17 protein-coding genes are annotated in these 22,367 nt (G+C 34.4%); 13 read left to right on the forward strand and 4 right to left on the reverse strand.

What is annotated here, in order from left to right:
• Positions 1-5 precede the first annotated feature (5 nt).
• From K4G57_RS04570 to K4G57_RS04580, 3 genes are all read left to right on the forward strand, one after another.
• Positions 6-215, forward strand: coding sequence for a DUF4006 family protein (locus tag K4G57_RS04570; RefSeq protein ID WP_221532054.1), 210 nt, complete (start codon positions 6-8; stop codon positions 213-215).
• A gap of 116 nt (positions 216-331) precedes the next feature.
• Positions 332-913, forward strand: a complete 582-nt coding sequence (locus K4G57_RS04575) for a TPM domain-containing protein (protein ID WP_221532053.1) — start codon at positions 332-334, stop codon at positions 911-913.
• Positions 913-1,395: a hypothetical protein gene (locus K4G57_RS04580; RefSeq protein ID WP_236033222.1), complete on the forward strand. Its 483-nt coding sequence runs from the start codon at positions 913-915 to the stop codon at positions 1,393-1,395. The genes K4G57_RS04575 and K4G57_RS04580 overlap by 1 nt, the downstream gene beginning before the upstream one ends.
• On the opposite strand, the gene K4G57_RS04585 is transcribed toward K4G57_RS04580, so the two are convergent.
• Positions 1,392-3,122: a methyl-accepting chemotaxis protein gene (locus K4G57_RS04585; RefSeq protein WP_221532052.1), complete on the reverse strand. Its 1,731-nt coding sequence runs from the start codon at positions 3,120-3,122 to the stop codon at positions 1,392-1,394. The genes K4G57_RS04580 and K4G57_RS04585 overlap by 4 nt on opposite strands.
• A gap of 232 nt (positions 3,123-3,354) precedes the next feature.
• Here K4G57_RS04585 and K4G57_RS04590 point away from each other — a divergent pair, with 232 nt between their 5' ends.
• The 10 genes from K4G57_RS04590 to K4G57_RS04635 all read left to right on the forward strand — a co-directional run bounded on the left by K4G57_RS04590 (position 3,355) and on the right by K4G57_RS04635 (position 19,121).
• A complete protein-coding gene (locus tag K4G57_RS04590; RefSeq protein ID WP_221532051.1) occupies positions 3,355-3,852 on the forward strand; it encodes a DNA-deoxyinosine glycosylase in 498 nt (165 codons plus the stop codon).
• A gap of 65 nt (positions 3,853-3,917) precedes the next feature.
• Positions 3,918-5,666: a saccharopine dehydrogenase family protein gene (locus K4G57_RS04595; RefSeq protein ID WP_221532050.1), complete on the forward strand. Its 1,749-nt coding sequence runs from the start codon at positions 3,918-3,920 to the stop codon at positions 5,664-5,666.
• Positions 5,667-5,730: 64 nt separating this feature from the next.
• Entirely contained in the window at positions 5,731-7,827 is a 2,097-nt protein-coding gene (locus K4G57_RS04600) for an HsdM family class I SAM-dependent methyltransferase (protein WP_221532049.1), read from the forward strand.
• Entirely contained in the window at positions 7,828-9,336 is a 1,509-nt protein-coding gene (locus tag K4G57_RS04605) for a restriction endonuclease subunit S domain-containing protein (RefSeq protein ID WP_221532048.1), read from the forward strand.
• A gap of 3 nt (positions 9,337-9,339) precedes the next feature.
• On the forward strand, positions 9,340-10,818 hold the full coding sequence (locus K4G57_RS04610) for an AAA family ATPase (RefSeq protein WP_221532047.1): 1,479 nt from the start codon (positions 9,340-9,342) through the stop codon (positions 10,816-10,818).
• A complete protein-coding gene (locus tag K4G57_RS04615; RefSeq protein WP_221532046.1) occupies positions 10,802-11,371 on the forward strand; it encodes a hypothetical protein in 570 nt (189 codons plus the stop codon). The genes K4G57_RS04610 and K4G57_RS04615 overlap by 17 nt, the downstream gene beginning before the upstream one ends.
• 145 nt (positions 11,372-11,516) lie before the next feature.
• The gene (locus K4G57_RS04620; RefSeq protein WP_221532045.1) at positions 11,517-14,459 is read left to right on the forward strand and encodes a restriction endonuclease; all 2,943 of its coding nucleotides are present in this window, start codon (positions 11,517-11,519) and stop codon (positions 14,457-14,459) included.
• A complete protein-coding gene (locus K4G57_RS04625; protein WP_221532044.1) occupies positions 14,449-16,374 on the forward strand; it encodes a site-specific DNA-methyltransferase in 1,926 nt (641 codons plus the stop codon). Before K4G57_RS04620 ends, K4G57_RS04625 begins: the two co-directional genes overlap by 11 nt.
• 328 nt (positions 16,375-16,702) lie before the next feature.
• Positions 16,703-18,745 carry a DUF1561 family protein gene (locus K4G57_RS04630; protein WP_221532043.1) on the forward strand — a complete coding sequence of 681 codons (2,043 nt, stop codon included), beginning with the start codon at positions 16,703-16,705 and terminating at the stop codon, positions 18,743-18,745.
• Positions 18,746-18,881: 136 nt separating this feature from the next.
• Positions 18,882-19,121 (forward strand): hypothetical protein, encoded by a 240-nt coding sequence (locus K4G57_RS04635; RefSeq protein WP_221532042.1) that lies wholly within the window; start codon positions 18,882-18,884, stop codon positions 19,119-19,121.
• Positions 19,122-19,216: 95 nt separating this feature from the next.
• On the opposite strand, the gene hemC is transcribed toward K4G57_RS04635, so the two are convergent.
• From hemC to K4G57_RS04650, 3 genes are read right to left on the reverse strand one after another with little or no spacing between them, the layout of a single operon-like run.
• The gene (hemC, locus tag K4G57_RS04640) at positions 19,217-20,149 is read right to left on the reverse strand and encodes a hydroxymethylbilane synthase (RefSeq protein WP_221532041.1); all 933 of its coding nucleotides are present in this window, start codon (positions 20,147-20,149) and stop codon (positions 19,217-19,219) included.
• 43 nt (positions 20,150-20,192) lie between these two features.
• Entirely contained in the window at positions 20,193-20,624 is a 432-nt protein-coding gene (locus tag K4G57_RS04645) for an FxsA family protein (protein WP_221532040.1), read from the reverse strand.
• Positions 20,615-22,366 (reverse strand): proline--tRNA ligase, encoded by a 1,752-nt coding sequence (locus tag K4G57_RS04650; protein WP_221532039.1) that lies wholly within the window; start codon positions 22,364-22,366, stop codon positions 20,615-20,617. Before K4G57_RS04650 ends, K4G57_RS04645 begins: the two co-directional genes overlap by 10 nt.
• Between the last annotated feature and the right edge of the window lies 1 nt (position 22,367).

Below are 22,367 nucleotides of genomic sequence, written 5' to 3' on the forward strand. Positions count from 1 at the left end.
TGCGTATGAACGGATTATTTGGAGTGAATGGACTTTTGGGATATTTTGTGGCAGTTGTATTACTACTTTCTGTCGTGTTTTGTTTGGGTTATGCAGCAGTTATAACACAAAAAGCGCAAGCAAACAATCCCTATGTAATTGAAAATGCAAATACATTACAAATGACAAGCAAAACAAATGCGCAACATTTTAAAGATGCGCCCAAAGGAGAATAACAATGATTAAATACAACGGATTAGAAAAAATGCTTTTTATAGCACACATCATTGCGATTATCGTATCCATTTCGGTTGTTTTTATTCCCAATATGCTTCTTTTTGTTGGCTAATTAATGCTAAAATTTTTAAAAATAGGGATTCTCTCCCTATTTTTTTGCACTCTTACTTTTGCAAAATCTTATGTGCTAGAAAATCAAAATCAGCTTGTTGAAAAAACGGTGGGTTTTATAGAGATTCTGTCCAATGAAGTGTATGAAAAGACGGGTGTTTCTTTGTATGTTGTTGCTCTTGAGAATTTAGGAAATAAAAGTATTCAAGAGCAGGAACAGCTCTTTACACAAAATCTTAAAAGTCCTTATGTGCTTCTCTTTTTCACACATTTTGAAAAGAAAATTAATATTATTGCAAGCCCTGAAGCCGAGAAAATGTTTGATAAAAAAGAAGTATATTGGGATTATATTATCCCATTAATTCCCAACAAAGATGATGGGCTAACGCCACAGAGTATTTCTGCATTTTTGTTAAATGGTTTTGTAGATATTGCAGATAGGATTGCAACGTATCATAATGTAGAATTAGAGCATAGTTTTCCAAAGCAAAATAAAGGTGTGCAAATTGCAGTACGCACTTTATTATATGTCATGTTATTTGTAATATTATTGCTATTTGTGTTTGTGTATTTAAGGAGAAAATAATGAAAAATTACTGGCCATTTGGAATCTTTTTGCTTGCAATGGTGGTTGTCGGACTTATTGTTCTAACTCTCAAAGTTGCCATCTCAAACCCTGTGGAACTACAAGGAATTTGTCAGCAAAACTCCCAATACATTGATGAAAATTCCAATGAAATCGCACAAATGCGTGCTAGATTATTAAAGCAATATAATATTACATTTGAAGGTTCACAAAACCAGAATTCAAAAGACTTCCACCAGATTTTTCTGCGCATTAGCGATAAAACAAATGATAAAATCACGACAAATGCCAAAGTTGAGTTTTTCTTGACGCGCCCAAATACAACTAAAGAAGACCAGATTTTAGGAGATGGAGAACTTGTAAATGGGCTATGGCAGAGCCGATATTTTGAAGTGCAAAAGCAAGGGCGTTACCAAAGCGAAGCTTTTGTAGAAATCGGCGCGGATTCCATTTGTATTACTAAAGAATATTTTGTCCGCTAGAATTTCTTTTTGCTAATGTCCGCATATATTTCATTTGCGATATTTTGAATACTTTGTGCTACACTATTGGTATCTGTTGCGATGCTTGTATTTTCTTGATTTGCAGATTCTGTCTCTTGCATTAGCGTATAAATTTCCTCTATATTTTGCGATTGATTTTCTAAATTACCTCCAATATCGTTAATGCCTTGCGTTAGAATGTTAATGTTTGCTTCAATTTCACTAAGTGATTTGCTAGTTCTCTCTGCTAGCTTTCTCACTTCATCAGCAACCACCGCAAAGCCTCTTCCATGTTCTCCAGCTCTTGCAGCTTCTATTGCTGCGTTTAGTGCTAATAAGTTCGTCTGGTCTGCTATTTCCGCTATGATTTTTATGATATTTTTTGTATCTTCTGCCTGTTTTATGATTTCACTATTTTTTTGGTTAATATTGTGCATAGATTCGTAAATATTGTTTGTGTTTTTCACACATTTTGCTAAATGCTCTGATTGATTTTGAATCGTGGCTATTAAGTCTTGCATTCTTGTTGTAAGAGTATTAGAATTCTTTTCAAGATTATTTGCAGATTGTGAGGAATATTTTAAATTCTCCCTCATTTCATTTCCTAATAAATTAGCTGACTTCTCAACTTCTCCCGTTGCCTCTTCAATGCTTTTTGTAAAATCTAAATTTTTATAACACTCAAATAAATCTTGTATCGTGTTTAGATTCTTGCCTATTTTTTGCTCCAATGTGTTTAAGACATAATTTAAGGAATCTTTCAACGCATTTAATTGCGGATTATTAGAGTGTTTATGAATCCTTTTAGTTAAATCTCCTTGCCCGATATTCTTCGTAATCTCTAGGGATTCCTCTATTAATTGCGTATCTAGTGCTAATGACTTTTGAGTATTTACTATATTCGTGTTGATTGCCTCTGCCATTTTCCCTAGCCTATCTTTTGTTTTTAAAGAAATAGTGGGTGGCACATCTGCTTGTCTATTTAAGAATAAAAAGAATCCAAGCAAACCATCACTTAAGATTTTTATAGAATAAACAAAAGATTGTAAAATAAGAAATACAAGAGGGATAAAGACGATTAGATAAATAAAAATAGAAATTCCTATTATCCAATAAACATATTTTGTAAATTGTTGATCAATTAGCGAAACAGTAGCTTCAATATTATCAATATATACACCACTTGCAAGCCAAAATTTATTGCTACCATCTGGGATAAAATGACTATAACTTACCTTTGGTGCCTCTATCACTTGATTTGAATGATTTTTAGGCCATATATAATTGACATATCCGCCACCCTCTTTAGCTTTATTAAAAAGTTCTCTAATGAGATAAACACCATTAGAATCCTTATGGTTATAATAATCTTTGCCTACTAAGTGTTGAAAATATGCGGGATATGCTACGCTTAAATGTTCTCTATATACGAAGAAATAGCCACTTTTATCGTCTTCAAAATAAATATCTCCAAGTATTTCATTCATTTTTTTGATTTTCTCTTCATCACTACTTAAGTCCTTAATAGCCTCCGCAATAGATTTTGCTAGAGAATCCACAGATACTTTTAATTTCTCTTTGATTTGCTGCTCTAAGAGTTGCGTTGTCTCTTTATGCGTTGCATTGCGTAATATACTGCTTAATGTTAGTATTGTTATTAGAGTTAAAAGAAATGATACAGAAACTAATGCAATTAACTTTGTTTCCATTTTCATGTTTTTAAACATTTTTACTCCTTTAATGCTATTTATGTGTATTAATGATACAAAAAAATTTATTTTTAAAATATTATTTAAACTATATATTGTTTTATCATAATAAATTATGAATATTAGTAACAAAATATATTAATGTTACATTTTTATACATATAAAATTATAAAGGGCGACGACTTTTATAAAATCACGAGAACTAAATTATTTTATTATATCATTATCGCAAATGGTCTAAGGAGGTGTTATGGCTGTCGTTTTACAAATCAAAACAGGATTTGAGCCTATTTTTGACAAAGAAAGCAAGATTCTAATACTTGGGAGTTTTCCAAGCAGAATGTCATTTGAAGCGGAATTTTATTATGGAAACCCTAGAAATAGATTCTGGAAAATATTACAAGAATTTTTCAATGTGGAATTAACAAGCGTAGAATCAAAAAAGATTTTTTTGCTTCATCATCATATTGCGTTATGGGATATTGTATCTCGTGGCAGCAATATGCAAGGCAATAGAGAAAGCAGTATGGATAAAAATTTATTACCCACTGAAATCTCTCCCATTGATACATTATTAGCCAAAACAAAAATTAAAACAATCCTATGCAACGGCAAGAAAGCTTACTTACTTTTTTGCGAATATTATCCGCATTTAAAAAATATAGCAAAATGTCTCCCATCTACAAGCCCTGCAAATGTTAAATTTGATAGTCAGCCGTGGAAAATAGAACTATCACAGATTAAATAATTTTAGAATACATTTTTAAAGCAAAGTTTTGTAAAATTAAAGCATTTTACTTCAAAGGGATTGCAATGGCAACGATTTTACAAATTGGAGCAGGTGGCGTTGGGGGCGTGGTAGCGCACAAAATGGCGATGAATAGAGATGTGTTTTCAAAAATAATATTAGCCTCACGCACTCTAAGCAAATGTAGAGCCATAGCAGATTCTATCCGCGCTAAGGGCTTGGGCGAGATAGAAATAGATGAAGTCAATGCCGATAATGTGGAATCTGTGGTGGCTTTGATAGAAAAATACCGCCCAAAGCTTGTGGTAAATGTCGCCCTGCCCTATCAAGACTTAACCATTATGGAAGCGTGCTTGCGCACACGCACACATTATTTAGACACTGCAAATTATGAGCATCCAGATTCTGCGCATTTTGAATACAAAGAGCAATGGGCATATGACACACGCTACAAAGAAGCTGGAATCTTCGCGCTTTTAGGCAGTGGCTTTGACCCGGGCGTTACAAATGTGTTTTGCGCCTATGCACAAAAGCACTATTTTGATGCAATTTATTCTATTGATATTTTAGATTGCAACGCAGGAGACCATGGATACGCGTTTGCAACAAACTTTAATCCAGAAATTAATTTGCGAGAGGTGAGCAGCAAGGCGCGGTATTGGGTGGCGCGTTCGGCTTGTGGCGACTTTTTAGGGAGTGCAGCAGATACTTCGTTACAACGTATGTCTAATACACCTCATTCGCTTACCTCGCACAACCCTAAAAATTCATCTACAACCTTAGAACACGAGGCGCAAAGTTTGGAATCCCAAACAGATTCTGCCACTTCCCTCGTTTCACAAACCGATTTGAATCTCAATCCCGACTTGCAACAAGATACCATTTACCGCAAATTTGAGAGAGAGGAGAAGCATTTCAAATTAGAATCTAATACGCAAAATTTAAGTAACGAATCTTATGCTGGTGGGCAGTGGCGCGACATTGCGCCTTTGGCTTTAATGAAAGAATGGGATTACCCAGAAGTGGGCGTGAAAAACAGCTATCTCCTCTACCACGAAGAGCTAGAATCGCTTATCCGCAATATTAAGGGTTTAAAAAGAATCCGCTTTTTTATGACCTTTGGGGAAAGCTATCTCACACATATGAAAGTTTTAGAAAATATCGGCTTTTTGCGCATTGATGAAGTAAGCCATAAGAGTGGCAAAATCGTGCCTATTGAAGTGCTAAAGACGCTTTTGCCAGACCCTGCAAGCTTAGCTTCTCGCACGAAAGGCAAGACAAATATCGGCTGCTATATGCGCGGGATAAAAGATGGCAAGGAGCGCACAATTTATATTTATAATGTGTGTGAGCATGAAAAATGTTTTAAAGAAGTCAATGCGCAAGGTGTAAGCTATACTACAGGCGTGCCTGCGATGATTGGGGCGAAGCTTATCGTAGAGGGTAAATGGGGCGTGGGTGCAAAAAATTCATCTCTTGCGCAAGATACTAGAATTTTAGAATCTTATAACGCCGAGCGTTTGGAGATAAATAAAGATATGCCAAAAGGCGGGGAGTATCAAGGGATTGATAATGCGCTAGAGTTGCAAAAACAGAGGGGCAGACAAGCGTCTATCGCACAAATGAGCGACAAGCTCTCCGATTTATCGCTACAAGCTGAATTTCAAGGAAGTGGCGTGTGGAATATGGAGCAAAACGACCCCGACCCCTTTATGTGCGAGCTAAACAAGCAAGGACTGCCCTATGTGGTGCTAGAGATAGAATCTAGCGGGGATTTTAAAGTGCTAGAAGATGGGAGGAAGTTAGGGGAATAATTCAATAAAGCATAAGAGCAATGTGGTTAGAATACCAATAAATAAAGGATTGGATAGACTAAAAATGAGTTTTGTAGAGAGTAAAAATAAGTTTGATAGAGAAAACACCCATAAAGATTCTTTTAGTGCATTTTTACCAGAGCATTTGACAAACAATAAACAAGTAAAATGGCTCAAAAATAACGGCGATAAAAATGAGCAGTATTATAAATGGCAGTTTCTTTATGGCATTGTAGATTGTGGAATGTTTGCCAAAGATTACATCGGCACAGAAATTCATCTCCCTAAGGGTAACAAATCTTCTGCTCCACTTAAGATTGATGCAGTGATTTTTGATGATAAAGCTTGGTTTAGCAAATATGAGGATTATCATAAAAACAATAATTTAGAATCTTTGCAATGGCTAAAAGAGCATATTTTAGCTGTAATAGAGTTTAAAAAAGAACATGCAAAAAATATCGCAGAAGTCTATGATAAGCAACTCAAGGCTTATATGAAAGAGTGTGAGAATCCTTTTTGTTTGGGGATTTTATATGATACCGAACGACTTTACCTCTTTAAAAAGCAAGGTAATAAATTTTTGCGTTATTCTCAAGAGTTTAATCAAAAAGGAGAATATTCTAAAATAAGTGATTTAACTCTACATATGCCAGACCCTTATTTTAATCTCCCTGATTTTGAACACTTAAGGAATTTCCAAAATCCTAAGCCTATTTTGCGAGATAAAAGAACATTAGAAGAGCTAGATACAATTTCGGGTTTGCATTCAACAACTCTAAATCAAGCAATGTATAATATACTCTATACTTTAGACAAAGTAGGCTTAGTCAATCAAAAAGGATATTTAATCCTAATCCAAATTTTAGCCCTAAAAATTTATGATGAGAAGCACAATTCGCCTTTGCTGTTTTATATTTTAGGATTGGAGGAAAATTATCAAAAAATATCTGATAATACTATACAAGCTTTTATTAAGAGGATTGAGAATCTTATAGAAAATGCAAGTGGCAACTATCGTAAAATTTTGAAAAGTAAAGAGCTAGATTTCAAAAATGAAAATCATCTCAAAGTGCTTATTTGTGTAGTAAAAGAATTTCAAGACTATTCTTTTGTAAAATCTTATAAAAGTGATTTATATCAGCTTATCTTTCATCGCTTTGCTCAACCTTTTGCTAAAGATTCCAATGCGCAATTTCTTACACCTCTGCCTCTCATTGATTTTTTGGTGAATGTTGTTAATCCTAGAAATGGTGAGAGCGTGATAGACCCAACCGTTGGTATTGCGGATTTTCTCTCTGTCTCTTATGTTAATTCTAACTCAAAACTTAATGATAATAATATTTTTGGTATAGATATTGATGAGCAAATGATTAGCCTAGCTACACTTAATATGCTACTAAATGGTGATGGTAATGCGACTTTAGAGCGAAGTGGGGATTTAGGCTCTATTGCAAATAAATTTAATACAGACAATAAGCTTTTAACACTAGATTCTAATACAAATAAAAATGGCACTTGGGATAATAGAGCCGATGATTTGGAACTTAAAAAGTTTGATGTCGTGCTAACTAACCCACCTTTTGGCGAGAAACGCGCTTTTACACCAGCAAATGAGCAAGAGAAGAAGATTATACAATGCTATGAGACTTGGGGATTTTATAAGGACAAAATAGATTTGGGTGTGGTGTTTTTAGAAAACGCATATAGAATCTTAAAGGATAATGGACGTTTTGGTATTGTGCTTAGCAATTCAATCGTAAGCATTGACACACATAAGCAAACAAGACAATGGCTTATGGAAAAATGCCGAATTGTAGCTATTTTTGACCTTCCCGCAAACACTTTTGCAGAAACAGGCGTCAATGTTTCTATGATAGTGGCTTATAAGCCTAAAAGTGATGAGTTAGAAAAGCTTAAAAGAGATGGATATAATATCTTTATAAAAAACATAGAAAATATAGGTTATGAGGTAAAAACCATTGATCGCATAAAAAACTTTGTAAAAGTGTATAAGATAGACCCTATAACCTTTGAGATAGAGCTTGATACACAAGGTAGGGCAAAACTTAATGAGGATTTTACTCAAACTTTAAGTGAATTTAAATCTTGGTGTGCTTTGCAAGAAGAATCTTTGCAAAATATCTTTATCAAAGAAAAATAAATGGCTTATATTGATGTTCCCAAAGAGATAAACTCTAAAGAAGTTTTAGAAAATGAGTGTAATCTCTCCGCTTCAAGTTACAAACACTTAGATACTAAAAGAGCAAAAACGAGCTTATCAAAAAAGTATGAAAATTTATTACAAGACTTTTATTCGCTTGATGGATACGCCTTTTCATCAAATATTTTTACTTCAAATCCAAACCAAGCTTTGCCACTCATACAAATTTCAAATGTCAATCAAAGCGATTTTTATCTTTCAAAGCAGTTTAATAGATTTATCCCAAACATTAATGCTAAGGAAAAGTTTTTACTTGATAAACCCTGTGTGCTTCTTTCCCTTACAGGTGGAGAGAATCAAGATAATATCAGTGCATTTTGCGAAGGGAATGAAAAATTTTTACTCAACCAAAGAGTGTCAGCATATTTCCATAAAACTAACAAAACTCACTTTCTTTATTTATTTTTGGCTTTTACAAAACATAATTTTTTTAAATCACAGATGCAAGGCAAAGGAGGGGTGCAAAAAAATATTATCTCAAGCGATAAAGAAAAGCTTTATGTTCCAAAAATTACTGATAATAAAGTTTTAGAATTTATAGAAATACTTACACAATCTATTATTATAAAAGAAAAGTTAATTAAAGAGAGGCATACTAGGATTCTAAATATTATAGAATCTGAACTTTTAAATAATCAAAAGCCAAATGCTTTTTGTTATACTTATCCAACTTTTAAAGAACTCCAAGAATCAGGACGATTGGATACAGGGATATATTGTGAGGAGTTTAAAAAACTTGATTTTTTAATAAAAAATTATAAAAACGGTGTGTTTTATATTGATGAAAAAAAGATTAAAAGCGGTAGCACTCCTAAGACACGATTTATAGGTAAAGAAGAATTTTTACTCTATCAATGGATAAGTCCTAGCCATTGTAGTGATTATGGCACTATTAAAGAAGTAGAGCGCATTAATTTTATAGGTAAGCCAAATTTAACGCAAGATTGCATTTTGCTTATCAATCGTGGGCAAGGATATGATTGTGGTAAAAGTATATTTTATTCTTTTATGGACTCTAAAAAAGGACAACATAATCAGGGAATGTATAGAGTTTTTGATTACCCAGAGTTTCAAATGCTTTTTATGCTTTGTTTTTTAAATGCTAAATTTATGCGAACATATTGTTCTTATCTTTCTCTTGGTTCTAAGATGAAAGAACTTAAAATAGAACATTTTTTGCAAATACCCTTTCCAAATTTCCCCAAAAATCTACAAGAACAAATCGCACTCTTGTATCATAATCCTAACACAAAGCTAGATTATAAGAATCTCAACCTAGAAAACTTTAAAATCCAAGATGAAGCTTTTTGCAAAAATGCAGGAATTTATGAGTTAGATAAAAGTATTAAATACCTTAAAAATATCCTTAATTCTTGCATTGATAATATTGTAAATGATAGAGAAGTAAAGATTGACTTTGGGCAGATAGATACTACACAAGAAAGGTAGCTTATGAAAATTCACATTAAAAATATCGGTATGCTTGATGAAGCAGAATTTGAAGTGGGAGATTTAACGCTCATTTGTGGTGAAAATAACACAGGTAAAACTTATGCGACTTATAGTTTGTATGGGTATTTGGATTTTATAGGGGATAATCCAAAACCCTTTCTTTTTGAATTGCTACTTTTTGTTATGAATGCATATTCAGACTCTATGGAAATTCAAGATGATAAAATGCAAATCAGTATTGAAAATTTTAAAAATGTTTTAATACATTTATCAGAAATTTTAAGAAAAAATTTTAAAAACACTTTATTAGAAGTTTTAGCGGGAAAGGAAGAAGATGTTGAAAATAGTGTGTTTGAAGATGATTTATTGTTAAAATTTTCTAGTTTTATCCAAAGTGCAAACAACGAAGAGAATTTGAAAAAAGTTTCTGATTTTTTTAAATATTCACCCACATTTGAACTCTACGAGATTAATAATAAAACAATTATTTTTAATTATGAAAAGAGCAAAAAGCGATTTGATGAAAGAATGCAATATAATGTAGATGCTAAAAGACAAAAATTTTGGCTTCTTCTTATTGGTTATATTTTTAGCAGACTCTATCCAATACCATTTATTTTAAGCACTGAGCGCACAGGTGCTACAATGTTTCAAAAAGAATTAGATGTTAATAAAAATGAAATTGTGGAGCAAATTTCAAGAGCCAATGGTAAGAATATTGAGGAAACGGTATTTAATGTTTTAAACGCTAGGTATTCCCGCTATCCAAAACCTGTGAAAGATAATATTTATTTTGTGCGTGAGCTTGATGAGGTGGCTAAACAAACAAGTTTCATCAAAAAAAGTGAAAAAGAAAATCCTTTATATAAAGAAATTATAGAATTGCTCTGCCAAGTCGTGGGTGGGAAATATATTGTAAGCCCAGAGGGGATAGAGTTTGCACCCGGCGCAAAACAGAGAGTTATGAAAGGAAAAATTTTAGTGCAAAGGGCTTCTAGTTCGGTGCGCTCCCTTTTAATGCTTAATTATTATGTTTTGCATAGGGCGCAAATTGGAGATATTCTAATGATTGATGAACCAGAACTAAATTTGCACCCCAAAAATCAAATTCTTGTCGCAAGACTACTTGCCCTACTTGTAAATGCAGGAATCAAGGTATTTATCACAACACATAGTGATTATATTGTGCGCGAATTGAGTAATTGCATTATGCTAAAAAATCTTTCTGTTGAGCAGATTGAGAAGTTTAAAAAACAAGGATACAGCAAGGAATATGGCTTAGAATCTAAAAAAGTTAAGGCGTATTTAGCAGAAAACATTAAGAGAAAAAATACTTTAAAGGTGGTGAAAATCACACAAGAACAAGGCATTTTTATGGAAACCTTTGATGAGCCTATTGATACGCAGAATGAGAATCAAGGATTGATTTTTGAGGAGGTCATAAGAAGCAAAGGGGATAGCAATGACAATAACAAATAAAGTCTTGCAAGATTTTTATGAGAAAATCCATAAAGATTTAAAACCTGCGAAAAATGGAAATTGTTTTGTTATTAAAGAACAAGAATCAAAAAGCGCAATTAAACAAATTTCTTTAGCTTTTAAAAATTCTCAAGATGTTATATTGCTTCAACAAAAGGCGGGAGAATGTCCAGCTATTACAAATCTTTTTCAAGAAAAACCCATACTAAATTCTTGTGATTTTATTGTTTTGATGTGTAAAAATAAAGATTTACATATACTTTTTTGTGAGATAAAATCAAGCAATAATGAAGAAAATCGTAAAAAAGCCTTGAAGCAAATAGTTAGCTCAAAAATATTCTTAGAATATTTATATAAAAATTATTTAGAACATTTTGAGACTAAAAATTTTAAAATTCCTTTAGAGAAGGCAAAGAATATTTATATTTATCCTGCTTCAATACCACAAAAGAAAGCAACATTTGCCTCACAAAATTTAATATTTAAAACTCTTGAAATAGATTCAAAAGGTGTAGCAACAATAAAAAACGCTTATGAATTTTTTGGAGCTTAAACTTGCCAAATCTCCTCCTCTACACCACGCAAGATAAAAGCTAAAAAAATATGCAAAAGCATATTATCAAACACTGCAGAGCTTTTAGCACTTAAGTGAGCCATTTTGCTATAATCTCCTTTCATTTTAGGCAAGGAGAGCTAGAGTGATTTTTGAAAGACAGGACTATCAACAAGAATGTATCAATAATATTATTTCTGTTTTAGAGGATTTTGATTTTGACGCACACAATGCAGAAAATCTCAAAACTTGCTTAGACAAATTCTATGCCACGCACACTATGCCTATAAAGAATCTAAGCAATAAGCTAAATCTTGATATCCTCATGGAGACAGGCACGGGCAAGACTTTCACTTATCTTAACCTTATTTTTGAACTTCACAGCAAGTTTAAACAAAACAAATTTATCATTTTTGTCCCAAGAAAAGCGATTTTAGAATCTGTGAAGCAAAACATCAAACTCACCAAAGATTATTTTTACACACAATACCATAAGCACCTTAAAGCCTATGTGTATAGCGATACAAAGAGCCAAGAAGCTATCATCAATCATTACATTAAAAATACCGATGAACTCTCTGTGTTAATCCTCACAAATAGCGCAATTGATAAAAAGGACAACATTTTAAACAAAAGCCATGAAGCACTTTTTAATACAGAAAGCATTTTTACAAATATCGCTAATCTAAAGCCAATTAGCATTATTGATGAGCCTCATCTACTAAAAGGCAATGCATTTAACACATATTTTTCACAAATTAATGCCTTGTATTTTCGCTTTGGTGCGACCTTCCCCAAGTATAAGGAAATAAAGAAAAAGGAACACGTATTAAGCAATATGGTGTATTGCCTTGATTCCATAAATGCGTTTAACAATTACCTAGTCAAACAAATCCGCACACACACAATCATTCAAGACAACAACACCCCTTATCTTATAAAAGGCAACAACAAGGAAAAGTATGGGATTTTTTCTTATTTTGTTAATGGCATTGAGAAGCAAAAAAGAATTAACAAAAATCAAGATTTGGGGGATTTAGATTCCAAGTTTAGAGGTATTTGCCTAATAAACGTCGATAAAGATAAAGCCTATCTTAGCAATGGAGAGACAATCCAAGCAAAAAAGAGCTATGTTTTGCAAGAAGATGAGATTTCGCGCTTAATGGCAAAAGCCATTGATTTGCATTTTGAAAAAGAAGTGGAGTTATTCCAAAAGAGCATTAAGGCTCTAAGCTTGTTTTTTATCCCTAGTATTGAGGATTTTAGGGGTGAAAATCCTTTTATCAAAAACGCATTTGAGAGAATCTACAAGCAAAAGCGAGAGCAAGTTTTAAAGCAGAATCTCCCGCAAGAGTATAGGACTTATCTCAACCAAGATTTTGACAAAGACCAAGTTTTACGCGTTCATCAAGGCTACTTTAGCGGTGATAGCCAAAAAAACGCAAAAACAAAAGAAAGTGGTAAAGAAAACATTGAAGCAAATGATATTAAAATGATTTTAGAAGAGAAGGAAAAGTTACTTTCTTTTCAAACGCCTCTGCGATTTATCTTTAGCGTATGGGCATTGCAAGAGGGGTGGGATAACCCAAATATCTTCACACTTACAAAACTAGCAAATTCTACTAGCGAGACTAGCAGACACCAGCAAGTAGGCAGAGGCTTAAGGCTTTGTGTGAATAATGAGGGCAAACGCATTACACATTCCTTTGTAGATTATGATGATAGTGCGTTTTTTGATATCAATTATTTGGATATGGTTGTAAGCAGTGAAGAGAGAGGCTTTATTGAAAGATTGCAAAAGGAGATTGAAGACTCTAGTTTTTCTTTGAGTGGCGATATTTTAACTGAAGAATTTTTAGAACATTTAGGCTTAGATAAGCGTCAAATTAATAGATTATTGATAAGGCTAGAAGATTTAGGTTGTTTAGAATTTGACAAACAAAGCAACTCTTATAAAATCATCGCCCAAATTTATGAAGCCATGAAAAATGAGAACATCAAAGTGCTTTTAGGAGAGCAGTATATGGAGATTCTAGAAGCATTTAAACCAAGAGAGAATAGGCATGATTATTTAACAGACGCGAACAAAACTAATGAGAAAATAAACATTAGACAAAGCCTTGCACAAGAGTTTAAAGAGCTATGGCATAGCATTAATAAACAAGCAAAAATCGTCTATGAAAATATCAACCAAACCCATTTGGTAGAATCTATCATAGAATCTTTTAACGCGAAATCTATCCACAAAGAGTATATCTCCTATGAGAAAAAAGTCTATGATAGTAAAAACAATAGAATCATCACAGAAAAATTAGAGAACATAGCAGCAAAAGAGTATGCACATACTTTGCATAAAAACTTGCCACAATTACTCATTGAGTTTGCTAAGGCAAACCAAAAGCGCCATGAGGAATTGCCCTTAAGTTTCTTACTAAAGCTTTATAATCACCCAAAGCTTAACAAACAAAGTTTCATCAATTCCCCAAAAGCAGCATTCCAAGCCTTGCAAGATTGTATCAAAGAGGAATTACATAAAAACTTGCTCCAATCTGTAAGCTATGATTTCTCACAAAATACCTTTAGTAATGAAAGGTTTGACCCCCTTTATACCCCAGATAAGCACCCAAGGCAGAGCATTGAGAAGCACATGCTAGGCAAATATATAAGCAAAAATATCCCAAGTGATAATTATCTCTATGAAAAGGCTGTGTGTGATTCTAAGATTGAAGAGGAAATAACTTTAGACACGCTTAAGCTAAACGACTACCAAATACAAGTATTTGCCAAGCTCCCCAAGCTTAGTATCCCCACACCTTATAAAAGCTATGAGCCAGATTTTGCCTATTTGTTAAAAGACGCAAAAGGGCAAAAAATCTTTTTTGTCTGTGAGAGTAAGGGTTATGATAAAGAGAGCGATATACCCGCTCAAGAGCGCAAAAAGATTGATTATGCAGAAAAGTTTTTTGAAAAACTAGGCGAGAGTATGCAGAATAAAAATATCAAGGTATATTTTCATACGCGCATAAACAAGCAAAATTTACTACAAGTCTTAGAAGAAGTTTTACAAAGGAGCGACAATGATAGATAAAGACAAAGCACAAGCATTAGGATTTCACATTTTAGATTCTAAGAAAGCGCAAAACCCCCTTTATGAGAATCTTAAAAGAAACTTTCCCCAAACCATTAATGCCGATGGCGCAGTAAGCCTTAAGGCTATCGCCACACTTTTAGGCATAAGCGAGAGGGCAGATGTGCAAGGCTATGAGCTAACCTTTAGCGGCAAAGGCTTAGCAAATGCCCTCTACTCTACTCCTTGTGCTAAAGAGCTAAAACTAGAAGAGATGTTTTGCCCTACTTGCGATTCTCAAGATTCTAACCCTCATTCTGAGGCTTTAGCCGAAGAATCTCAAAATCAATCGCACACAAAGACAAATACTATTATTAAGGGGGATAACTTAGATGTGCTAAAGCTCTTAAAATCCGCATATAGCGAAAAAATCAAAATGATTTACATAGACCCGCCCTATAACACTAAGAATGATAATTTCATTTACCCCGATGATTTTAGAGAGGATTATCAAGAAATCCTTAAAGAAGTGGGCTTGTTGCTTGAAGATGAAAAGGGCAAATGGATAGAATCTGAAGAGCTAAAATTTTTCCGCAATATCACAGGGAGCAAAAGCCATAGCGGATGGCTAAGCTTTATGCTTCCGCGACTCAAACTTGCAAGAGATTTGCTAAAAGAAGATGGTGTGATATTTATCTCAATAGATGATAACGAACAAGCAAATTTAAAGATTCTCTGTGATGAGATATTTGGGGAGGAGAATTTTGTAGGGGATTTGATTTGGAATAATAAATATACAACTTCAAATGACACAGATATTTCTTATCAACACGAGCACATCTTGATATATTCAAAAGACAGAAGTAACTTTAAGTTGGGCTTATTGCCTAGAACAGAAAAACAAGATAAAGATTATAAAAATAGAGACAATGACCCAAAAGGTGCATGGAAACCAACACCGATTCACGCTAGAAGCGGTAATGCAAATAGCTTGTATAAAATTATTTTTCCAAATGGGATTGAGTGGCAGGCACCAACAGGGCGTTACCCTAGATATTCGGAGGAAACTCTTTTACGACTTTATGAAAATGGGGAGCTTTATTTTAATTCAAATGGTGGCATAGATAAAAAAACATATTTAAATGAAGTAAGGCAAGGCATTACTTGTGGCACAATGTGGAGTTATAATGATGTTGGACATACGCATGGAAATAATGAAGAGATTGCAGAAATTTTAGGAAAAGGTATTTTTAGCGACCCAAAAGGAACTATTTTATTGAAAAGAATTATAAGGCTTTCAACTTCTGCAGATTCGAATGAACTAATCCTTGATTTTTTCGCTGGCTCTGGCACCACCGCCCACGCAGTGCTAGAACTCAACGCAGAGGATAATGGCAATAGGCAATTTATCTTAGTGCAAATTGATGAGCCTATAAAAGAGGATAAAAGCAAAACAGCCTATGATTTTTGTAAAAATGAGCTAAAGAGTGAGAATCCAAGCATTAGCGACATTACCATAGAGCGCGTAAAAAGAGCGGGGAACAAAATCGCCAAAGAACACAAAGACTTCAAGGGTGATTTGGGCTTTTGCGTGTATAGTTTGTATGATAAACCTAGCCTAGTGTGTGATAAAGAGGGGCATTTGAAGCTACTTAGTGGCAGAGAGGGAGCAAGCCCTAGTGATATTGCTAGAAACCTTGCAATGCATGGTGGCAAGGGCTTAGAAAGTAAGCTAGAGTGCATTGTAGAATCTAAGCTATATAAATGCGATGATGTCTATTGTGTGGTGGAGTGTGATAAAGAAGTGCTAGAGATTCTAAAAAAGACCAAGAATGAATATATTTTCATAGACGGCTATGCTGCTTTAGAGCTAGAAGCATTTCTAAACCTTAAAAATAGCGCAAACATTGACTCACGTCTAAGGATAGTGTATTAGCAATAAAATAACATCAAGGTATAATTTTGCAAAATTATACCTTCTTCATTAATCTAATAAGCTAATTTCTATTTTTGCAATAATAAAGAAAAGAATTGTAACTTTTCTCCTTAAAGTGCTTTTTCTAAATGCCCATAAGGCTTTTACCTTATTGCGAGAAATAATTTATTACAAGCAATAAAAGATTTACAAATGAGGACTTAATTTTTTTAAATTTATTTGATTAGATAGACAAAAAGCCTTATGTAGTAGCAAATCTTACTTAAAGCCGCAGAATCTACACAACAATATTTGCTATAATAAAAGCATTTTATCCCAAAGGCACACAATGCAAGTATTTTTGTTTTATGTAGTTTTTATGCTCTCCTCTTTGCTTTATGCAAAAACTACGCATACCCCAAATACACAAACTTCAAATGCTCAAGTTATCCAAAAATTAGCACAACCTCCTAAAGATAAACCTATTGCAATTACGACTACTTCTAGCCCTCAAACTCAATGCCTAAGCCCTATTTTTAAAGACAATGAGGCTTATGTGGGCTTAAGCAATTGCGATAAGGCAGTTTCTGCACGTTATGATGTTTTTAGTCGTTTAGCGTGGAATATAAATCATACTTGGGTATGCCTTAGCACCCCTAATCAGTCCTACGTACAAGATACAAAACTAGTGCTACGCCCTTGTGTGCTTAATGACAACACGCAAAGTTGGGTAGTCAAAAATAATGCTTTTTATAGCCCTAATTTAGAATTTATAGCCGAGTTAAAAAATGGCTATCTCACTTTAGAATCTAACTCTTTAAAAGATATGCATGGAACGCAAAAAAATAATACAACAACTCAAGCAAAGCCTAGTCCTACATATGCATTGCATTCTATGCAGCAATGGCTTGATACCATAGCCACGCCACCAACTTTAAGCCAAAAAAGTTTTATCGCTTGGAGTTTTATCACCGCAGAAGGCTTTGATTTATACTATATACGTAATGACTTATCCATAAAAGATGAACCACAAGATTTATATTTTAACCCAGAAAATGGTTATATTGCGCAATATAATCCCGCAAATGCGCAAATGCTTTGCCTCACCTCCACACAAAACAAAAATCAAGATTGGAATTGGGTAAGTTGGGAAACGTGTAATTTCCACGCCCAAAACAATCCTGCAAATCCAAAAACTTGGAATCTTTTTATGCTTGCTGATAATAATGAGGCAGTGCTTAAGGATTATTTGGGTAATTTTTTACGTGTTACAAAATACGGGGTGCATTGGGGAGTGCCTTATAGTGCAAAGCCAGACTTTCTAGCTAAAGATATGGATAAAGACCAAACTTCATTTTTTAGATTCTCAAATGACATAACAAATTGGCAGAGATTTTTATATGCGAACTTTTCAGATTCTCTGCCTTATTGCCCAGCAAAGGGCACATTTTTGCAAGAAATCCCGCACAATACAACTCAAAATGGCTTTTTTACAAGCTTATTTAAAAACCCTAAAAGCCTAAGCAAAACACCCACATATACAGAACACATACAAAACACTACAACACTTCCTCCTAATTTTGTGTTAAATGAGGCATGGAGAAAGCGGTTATGGCAGATTGTAACTACCACTGATGGGGTTTTGCTCCGTGCGGGGGATTGCGGAGTGTGTTTATTGCATAGCTATCAAATCATTGCTGAAATGAATACATACACTAACACCCCTTTAGATTCTGGAGGCTTTTTCTTTGATACTGCTTTTGGAGTAAATCCTTTTTACTCCTTTAGAAATCGCTATCCGGATCTAGCTAGAGCTTTAGAGCCATATCAAGCCTCAAACATACCGCATGGGCTTCCACGCAATACAGCTTTTGCCTATGCAGAACAAATGTATCGCTCCATTGCCTTAAGCCTTTTCCCCGGGCATTTTTGGATAAGCTCTGATTTTGCTACCACAGATATACAAATACGAAGCGCATTAAGGGATTTGTTTGAGCAGCCAATAGGCACAATGTGGGTTATGCACATATTTTTTATTTCTCCTCAGGGTGTGCGCAGCGGGCATGCAATCCCTGCTCTCCGCACAAATGAAGGTGTGCAGTTTATTTCCACAAACTTACATAATGTTGATTATACGACTTTTAGGCAAGATTTAGAATATTCTTTAGCGCACAATTTGCCTCAAGCTTTAAATACCATTACACAAAATGGCACATTGCGAATTTATATGCTTTTTTCCTTGCAATTAAGAGAAGTGTATCATAACCCTCTTAGCGCGTTTGTGTCAAGCAATAATTGTAGTGGCGAGGGAGAAAGTAGAAGAGGTAGTGGTTCTTTACCTATAAGCAGTATGATTAATCAATGCGCTAGTGGTAGATGTCTAATACAATAGCCTCCAACTTAAAAAATACAATTACACTATTTAAAAGCAAAGGATTTAAAACATTCATAAAGAAATAATAATATAATTTCTCCGCTAGGTTGTGTTTTTTACACAATGGCTGAACTTAAGCTTTCAAGGATTTCAAATGGACAAGGTAACAGAGAAAAAGATCTTGAATTATTTAGAGAAAAAGACGCTCAATAAAAGTGAGTTGCACCAATACACTGAACAAATCGGCTATATGCTAAAACTAGGAACATCTTTAAGGAACATTTATGGTTTTTTACAAGAGGAATACAAAATCAAAACAAGTTATAGCAACTTTCACAATTTTGCTAAAAAGAATTTTAATTTTAGCAAACACAAGAGAAAAAAGGAATCTTAACCCAAAAAAAGGATTCTGGCATTTCTTGCTAGAATTATCCTAGTCAATTAACTTTCAAAATGCTCCTAGCAAATATTTCTCTAAAACTTTTACATTTAAAATTGCCAATTTTGTGCTTTTTCTAAAATTACTTTTGCACCCTGCTTTAGAAAAGATTCCGCTAAAGTTATTCCAATATATTCGCAATCCTTAATACTTGCGACCTCACTCTCTAAACTCTCTTTTAAAATCTCACTTCCATCTGGCAACCCAAGAATTGCACGTACTTTCAAACTTCCTTCTTGATAGCTTGCATTAATCCCAATAGGCACTTGACAACCACCATTTAGCGCACGTACAAAAGCCCGCTCACAATGCGTTTCAAACACAGCATTTTTGTCATTTAAAAAATTTAAAATCTCTACGCATTCGCTATCCTCTCTACACTCAATCCCAAGTGCTGCCTGCCCCATTGCTGGAATCATAAATTCCAAAGGTCTAATATATGGAATCCCTTTTAATTCTAAACGATTTACTCCCGCTTGCGCTAAAATAATCGCATCAAACTCCCCATTTTCAAGACGTTGCAAACGAGTTTGAACATTTCCACGTAAGCTTTGGCAATCTAAATCCTCCCTTAAAGCATTAATTTGCATCACGCGCCTTAGTGAAGTTGTGCCTACTCTAGCACCTCTTTGGAGAGATTCTAAGCTTTCATATTTAAAGCTTAAAAAACTATCACGCACATCTTCTCTCCTTGTAATCGCTGCTAATCCAAGCCCTTCTACAAAATCCACAGGTACATCTTTTAAGCTATGCACCGCTAAATCAATGCTCCCATCTAATAGCAACATTTCAAGTTCTTTTGTGAAAAGTCCTTTACCTCCAATTTTTGCTAAAGGAACATCTAAAATCTTATCACCCTTTGTTTTGACGATTTTTAATTCTACTAGAAGTGTAGGATATTGCGTCTCTAAAAGATTCTTAATATGATTTGCTTGCCAAAGCGCAAGCACACTTCCGCGCGTTCCAATGGTAAGTTTTTGCATTATTTCCCATCCCTATTCACTAATAATCTAAATGTATCTTTTGTCATTTTGTTGATCCATCTTTTTCAATCACTTCTACATCAATAACTTCACTTTGACTTTGTCTATTTTTTGAACTTTGTGATACATTAACATCCATTGTTTTTATAAAAGGCTTTACAAACATAAAACCTACTATACTAAATTGCATAAGGATTCCAATAATATCTGTAAGGGCACCGGGCAAAATCAGCAAAATAGCTCCCAAAATCCTAAAAATATTTGACCCTACAAAAGCCTCATAGCTTAGTTGCCTCTCTCTAACGCGCATTAGTGCATCACCTAAAAATAAGCGAAAATTCACCAAAATAAAAAAACCAAAAAATGCTGTGATAATAATCTCTAGCACAAAGCCTAAAACACCGATTATATCAATAACTTCATAACTTACAAACACTTCTAAGAAGAGATACAAAAAACCTAAAATTAATGGCATTTATCAACCAATGTCTTAATTTCTGCAACAAGTGCCACAAAATCTGAGATTTTTAGCACCTCTCTGCTTAAATCCCTACGCTTTATAATCTCAATTTCACCTTTTTGAAGCCCTTTTCCAACTACGATTCCAAAAGGCAATCCAATAAGCTCAAAATCTGCAATCTTAACCCCATAACGTTCTGCCCTATCATCTAACAAACACTCAATCCCTTGTGCTCTTAGTGCTGTATAGATTTTCTCACCCATTGCTAATTGTGCGGAATCTTTAATATTAGAAACCATAATATCAACGCTAAATGGCGCAGTTGCTGAAGTCCAAATCATTCCGCGCTCATCATGATGTTGCTCAATCACAGCAGAAAGCAATCTAGAAACCCCGATTCCATAACAACCCATAATAAAAGGCTGTGCCTTACCCATTTCATCTAGAAATGTCGCTTCCATAGCACTAGAATATTTTGTTCCTAACTGAAAGATATGTCCAACTTCAATTCCCCTTGTAAAATACAGCTTTCCACCATTGCTTTCTCCACACATAGGACACAAATCTCCTGCTTGCACCTCCACTAAATCCTTGTATTCTATCCCTTCAAAAGTGCTCAAATCCACGCCAACAAAGTGATAATCTAGCGCATTTGCTCCACAGATTAAATTACCTGCATCTTGTAATTCGTTATCAAAGTAAATATAAGGACTGCCTGTAAGATTCCGTAATGCAAAAGGTCCAATGAATCCCGGTATCAGTCCTGCTGCTTTAATCTCTTCTTCACTTGCTTCAATGAGTGCATTTGCCCCAGAAATTGCATTGAGTGCCTTTGTAGTATTAAGCGTATCACTTCCGCGTAAGAAAAAATACACAAGTGCGCTTTTGCCCTCATCAAAAATAGCCTTTTTAACCACGGCTTTTAGTGTCCAAAACGACGTGATTTTAAAAAACTCTGCTAAGGCTTCTATGTTTTTAACACCCGGTGTGTGAAACTTCGCAAACTCTGCTTGTGGGGCTTGAGTATTTGGCGCAATCTTAATACGTGTTGCAGCTTCTAAATTCGCTCCATAACTACAAGTATCACACACACAAATGGTATCCTCCCCACTCTTTGCAAGCACCATAAATTCCTTACTCCCACTTCCACCAATTGCTCCGCTATCAGCAAACACTACACGAAAATCAAGTCCCAAACGCGTAAAAATCCTACTATAAGTTTGTTCCATCAAATCAAATTCTCGCTTTAAATCCTCAAAACTTGAGTGAAAACTATATCCATCTTTCATAATAAACTCACGCGCACGCATAAGCCCAAAACGCGGACGCATTTCATCGCGAAATTTTAGATTGATTTGATAAAGGTGTAGTGGAAGTTGCTTGTAGCTTTTAACATTTGCCTTAACAAGCTCTGTAATCACTTCCTCATGTGTTGGTCCTAGCACAAAAACATTGTCTTTTCTATCACTAAAGCGCAGTAGCTCCTTACCATAGCGCTCAAAACGCCCACTTTCTTTCCAAAGACTAGCAGGAGTAACAAAACCTAAAGCCACCTCATTTGCTCCAGAATTATCCATTTCTTCTTTCACAATACTTCTAATCTTATCAAGCACACGTTTCCCAAGTGGTAAGAAATTGTAAATCCCGCTTCCAATTTGCTGTATAAATCCCGCACGGATTAGGTATTCATGACTTTTTAACACGACATCTTTTGGAGCTTCTTTAAAAGTTGGGATAAATGATTTTGAAAATCTCATA

The sequence above is a fragment of the Helicobacter turcicus genome (assembly GCF_019711685.1).
Taxonomy (GTDB): domain Bacteria; phylum Campylobacterota; class Campylobacteria; order Campylobacterales; family Helicobacteraceae; genus Helicobacter_D; species Helicobacter_D turcicus.

Bases quoted from the DNA above. Each gene is read 5' to 3' on its own strand.
- K4G57_RS04605 (WP_221532048.1), top strand. From the start codon at position 7,828: ATGGCTTATATTGATGTTCCCAAAGAGATAAACTCTAAAGAAGTTTTA.
- K4G57_RS04630 (WP_221532043.1), top strand. From the start codon at position 16,703: ATGCAAGTATTTTTGTTTTATGTAGTTTTTATGCTCTCCTCTTTGCTT.
- hemC (WP_221532041.1), bottom strand. From the start codon at position 20,149: ATGCAAAAACTTACCATTGGAACGCGCGGAAGTGTGCTTGCGCTTTGG.
- K4G57_RS04585 (WP_221532052.1), bottom strand. From the start codon at position 3,122: ATGTTTAAAAACATGAAAATGGAAACAAAGTTAATTGCATTAGTTTCT.
- K4G57_RS04595 (WP_221532050.1), top strand. From the start codon at position 3,918: ATGGCAACGATTTTACAAATTGGAGCAGGTGGCGTTGGGGGCGTGGTA.
- K4G57_RS04590 (WP_221532051.1), top strand. From the start codon at position 3,355: ATGGCTGTCGTTTTACAAATCAAAACAGGATTTGAGCCTATTTTTGAC.
- K4G57_RS04615 (WP_221532046.1), top strand. From the start codon at position 10,802: ATGACAATAACAAATAAAGTCTTGCAAGATTTTTATGAGAAAATCCAT.
- K4G57_RS04580 (WP_236033222.1), top strand. From the start codon at position 913: ATGAAAAATTACTGGCCATTTGGAATCTTTTTGCTTGCAATGGTGGTT.
- K4G57_RS04650 (WP_221532039.1), bottom strand. From the start codon at position 22,366: ATGAGATTTTCAAAATCATTTATCCCAACTTTTAAAGAAGCTCCAAAA.
- K4G57_RS04570 (WP_221532054.1), top strand. From the start codon at position 6: ATGAACGGATTATTTGGAGTGAATGGACTTTTGGGATATTTTGTGGCA.
- K4G57_RS04645 (WP_221532040.1), bottom strand. From the start codon at position 20,624: ATGCCATTAATTTTAGGTTTTTTGTATCTCTTCTTAGAAGTGTTTGTA.
- K4G57_RS04625 (WP_221532044.1), top strand. From the start codon at position 14,449: ATGATAGATAAAGACAAAGCACAAGCATTAGGATTTCACATTTTAGAT.
- K4G57_RS04610 (WP_221532047.1), top strand. From the start codon at position 9,340: ATGAAAATTCACATTAAAAATATCGGTATGCTTGATGAAGCAGAATTT.
- K4G57_RS04635 (WP_221532042.1), top strand. From the start codon at position 18,882: ATGGACAAGGTAACAGAGAAAAAGATCTTGAATTATTTAGAGAAAAAG.
- K4G57_RS04575 (WP_221532053.1), top strand. From the start codon at position 332: ATGCTAAAATTTTTAAAAATAGGGATTCTCTCCCTATTTTTTTGCACT.
- K4G57_RS04600 (WP_221532049.1), top strand. From the start codon at position 5,731: ATGAGTTTTGTAGAGAGTAAAAATAAGTTTGATAGAGAAAACACCCAT.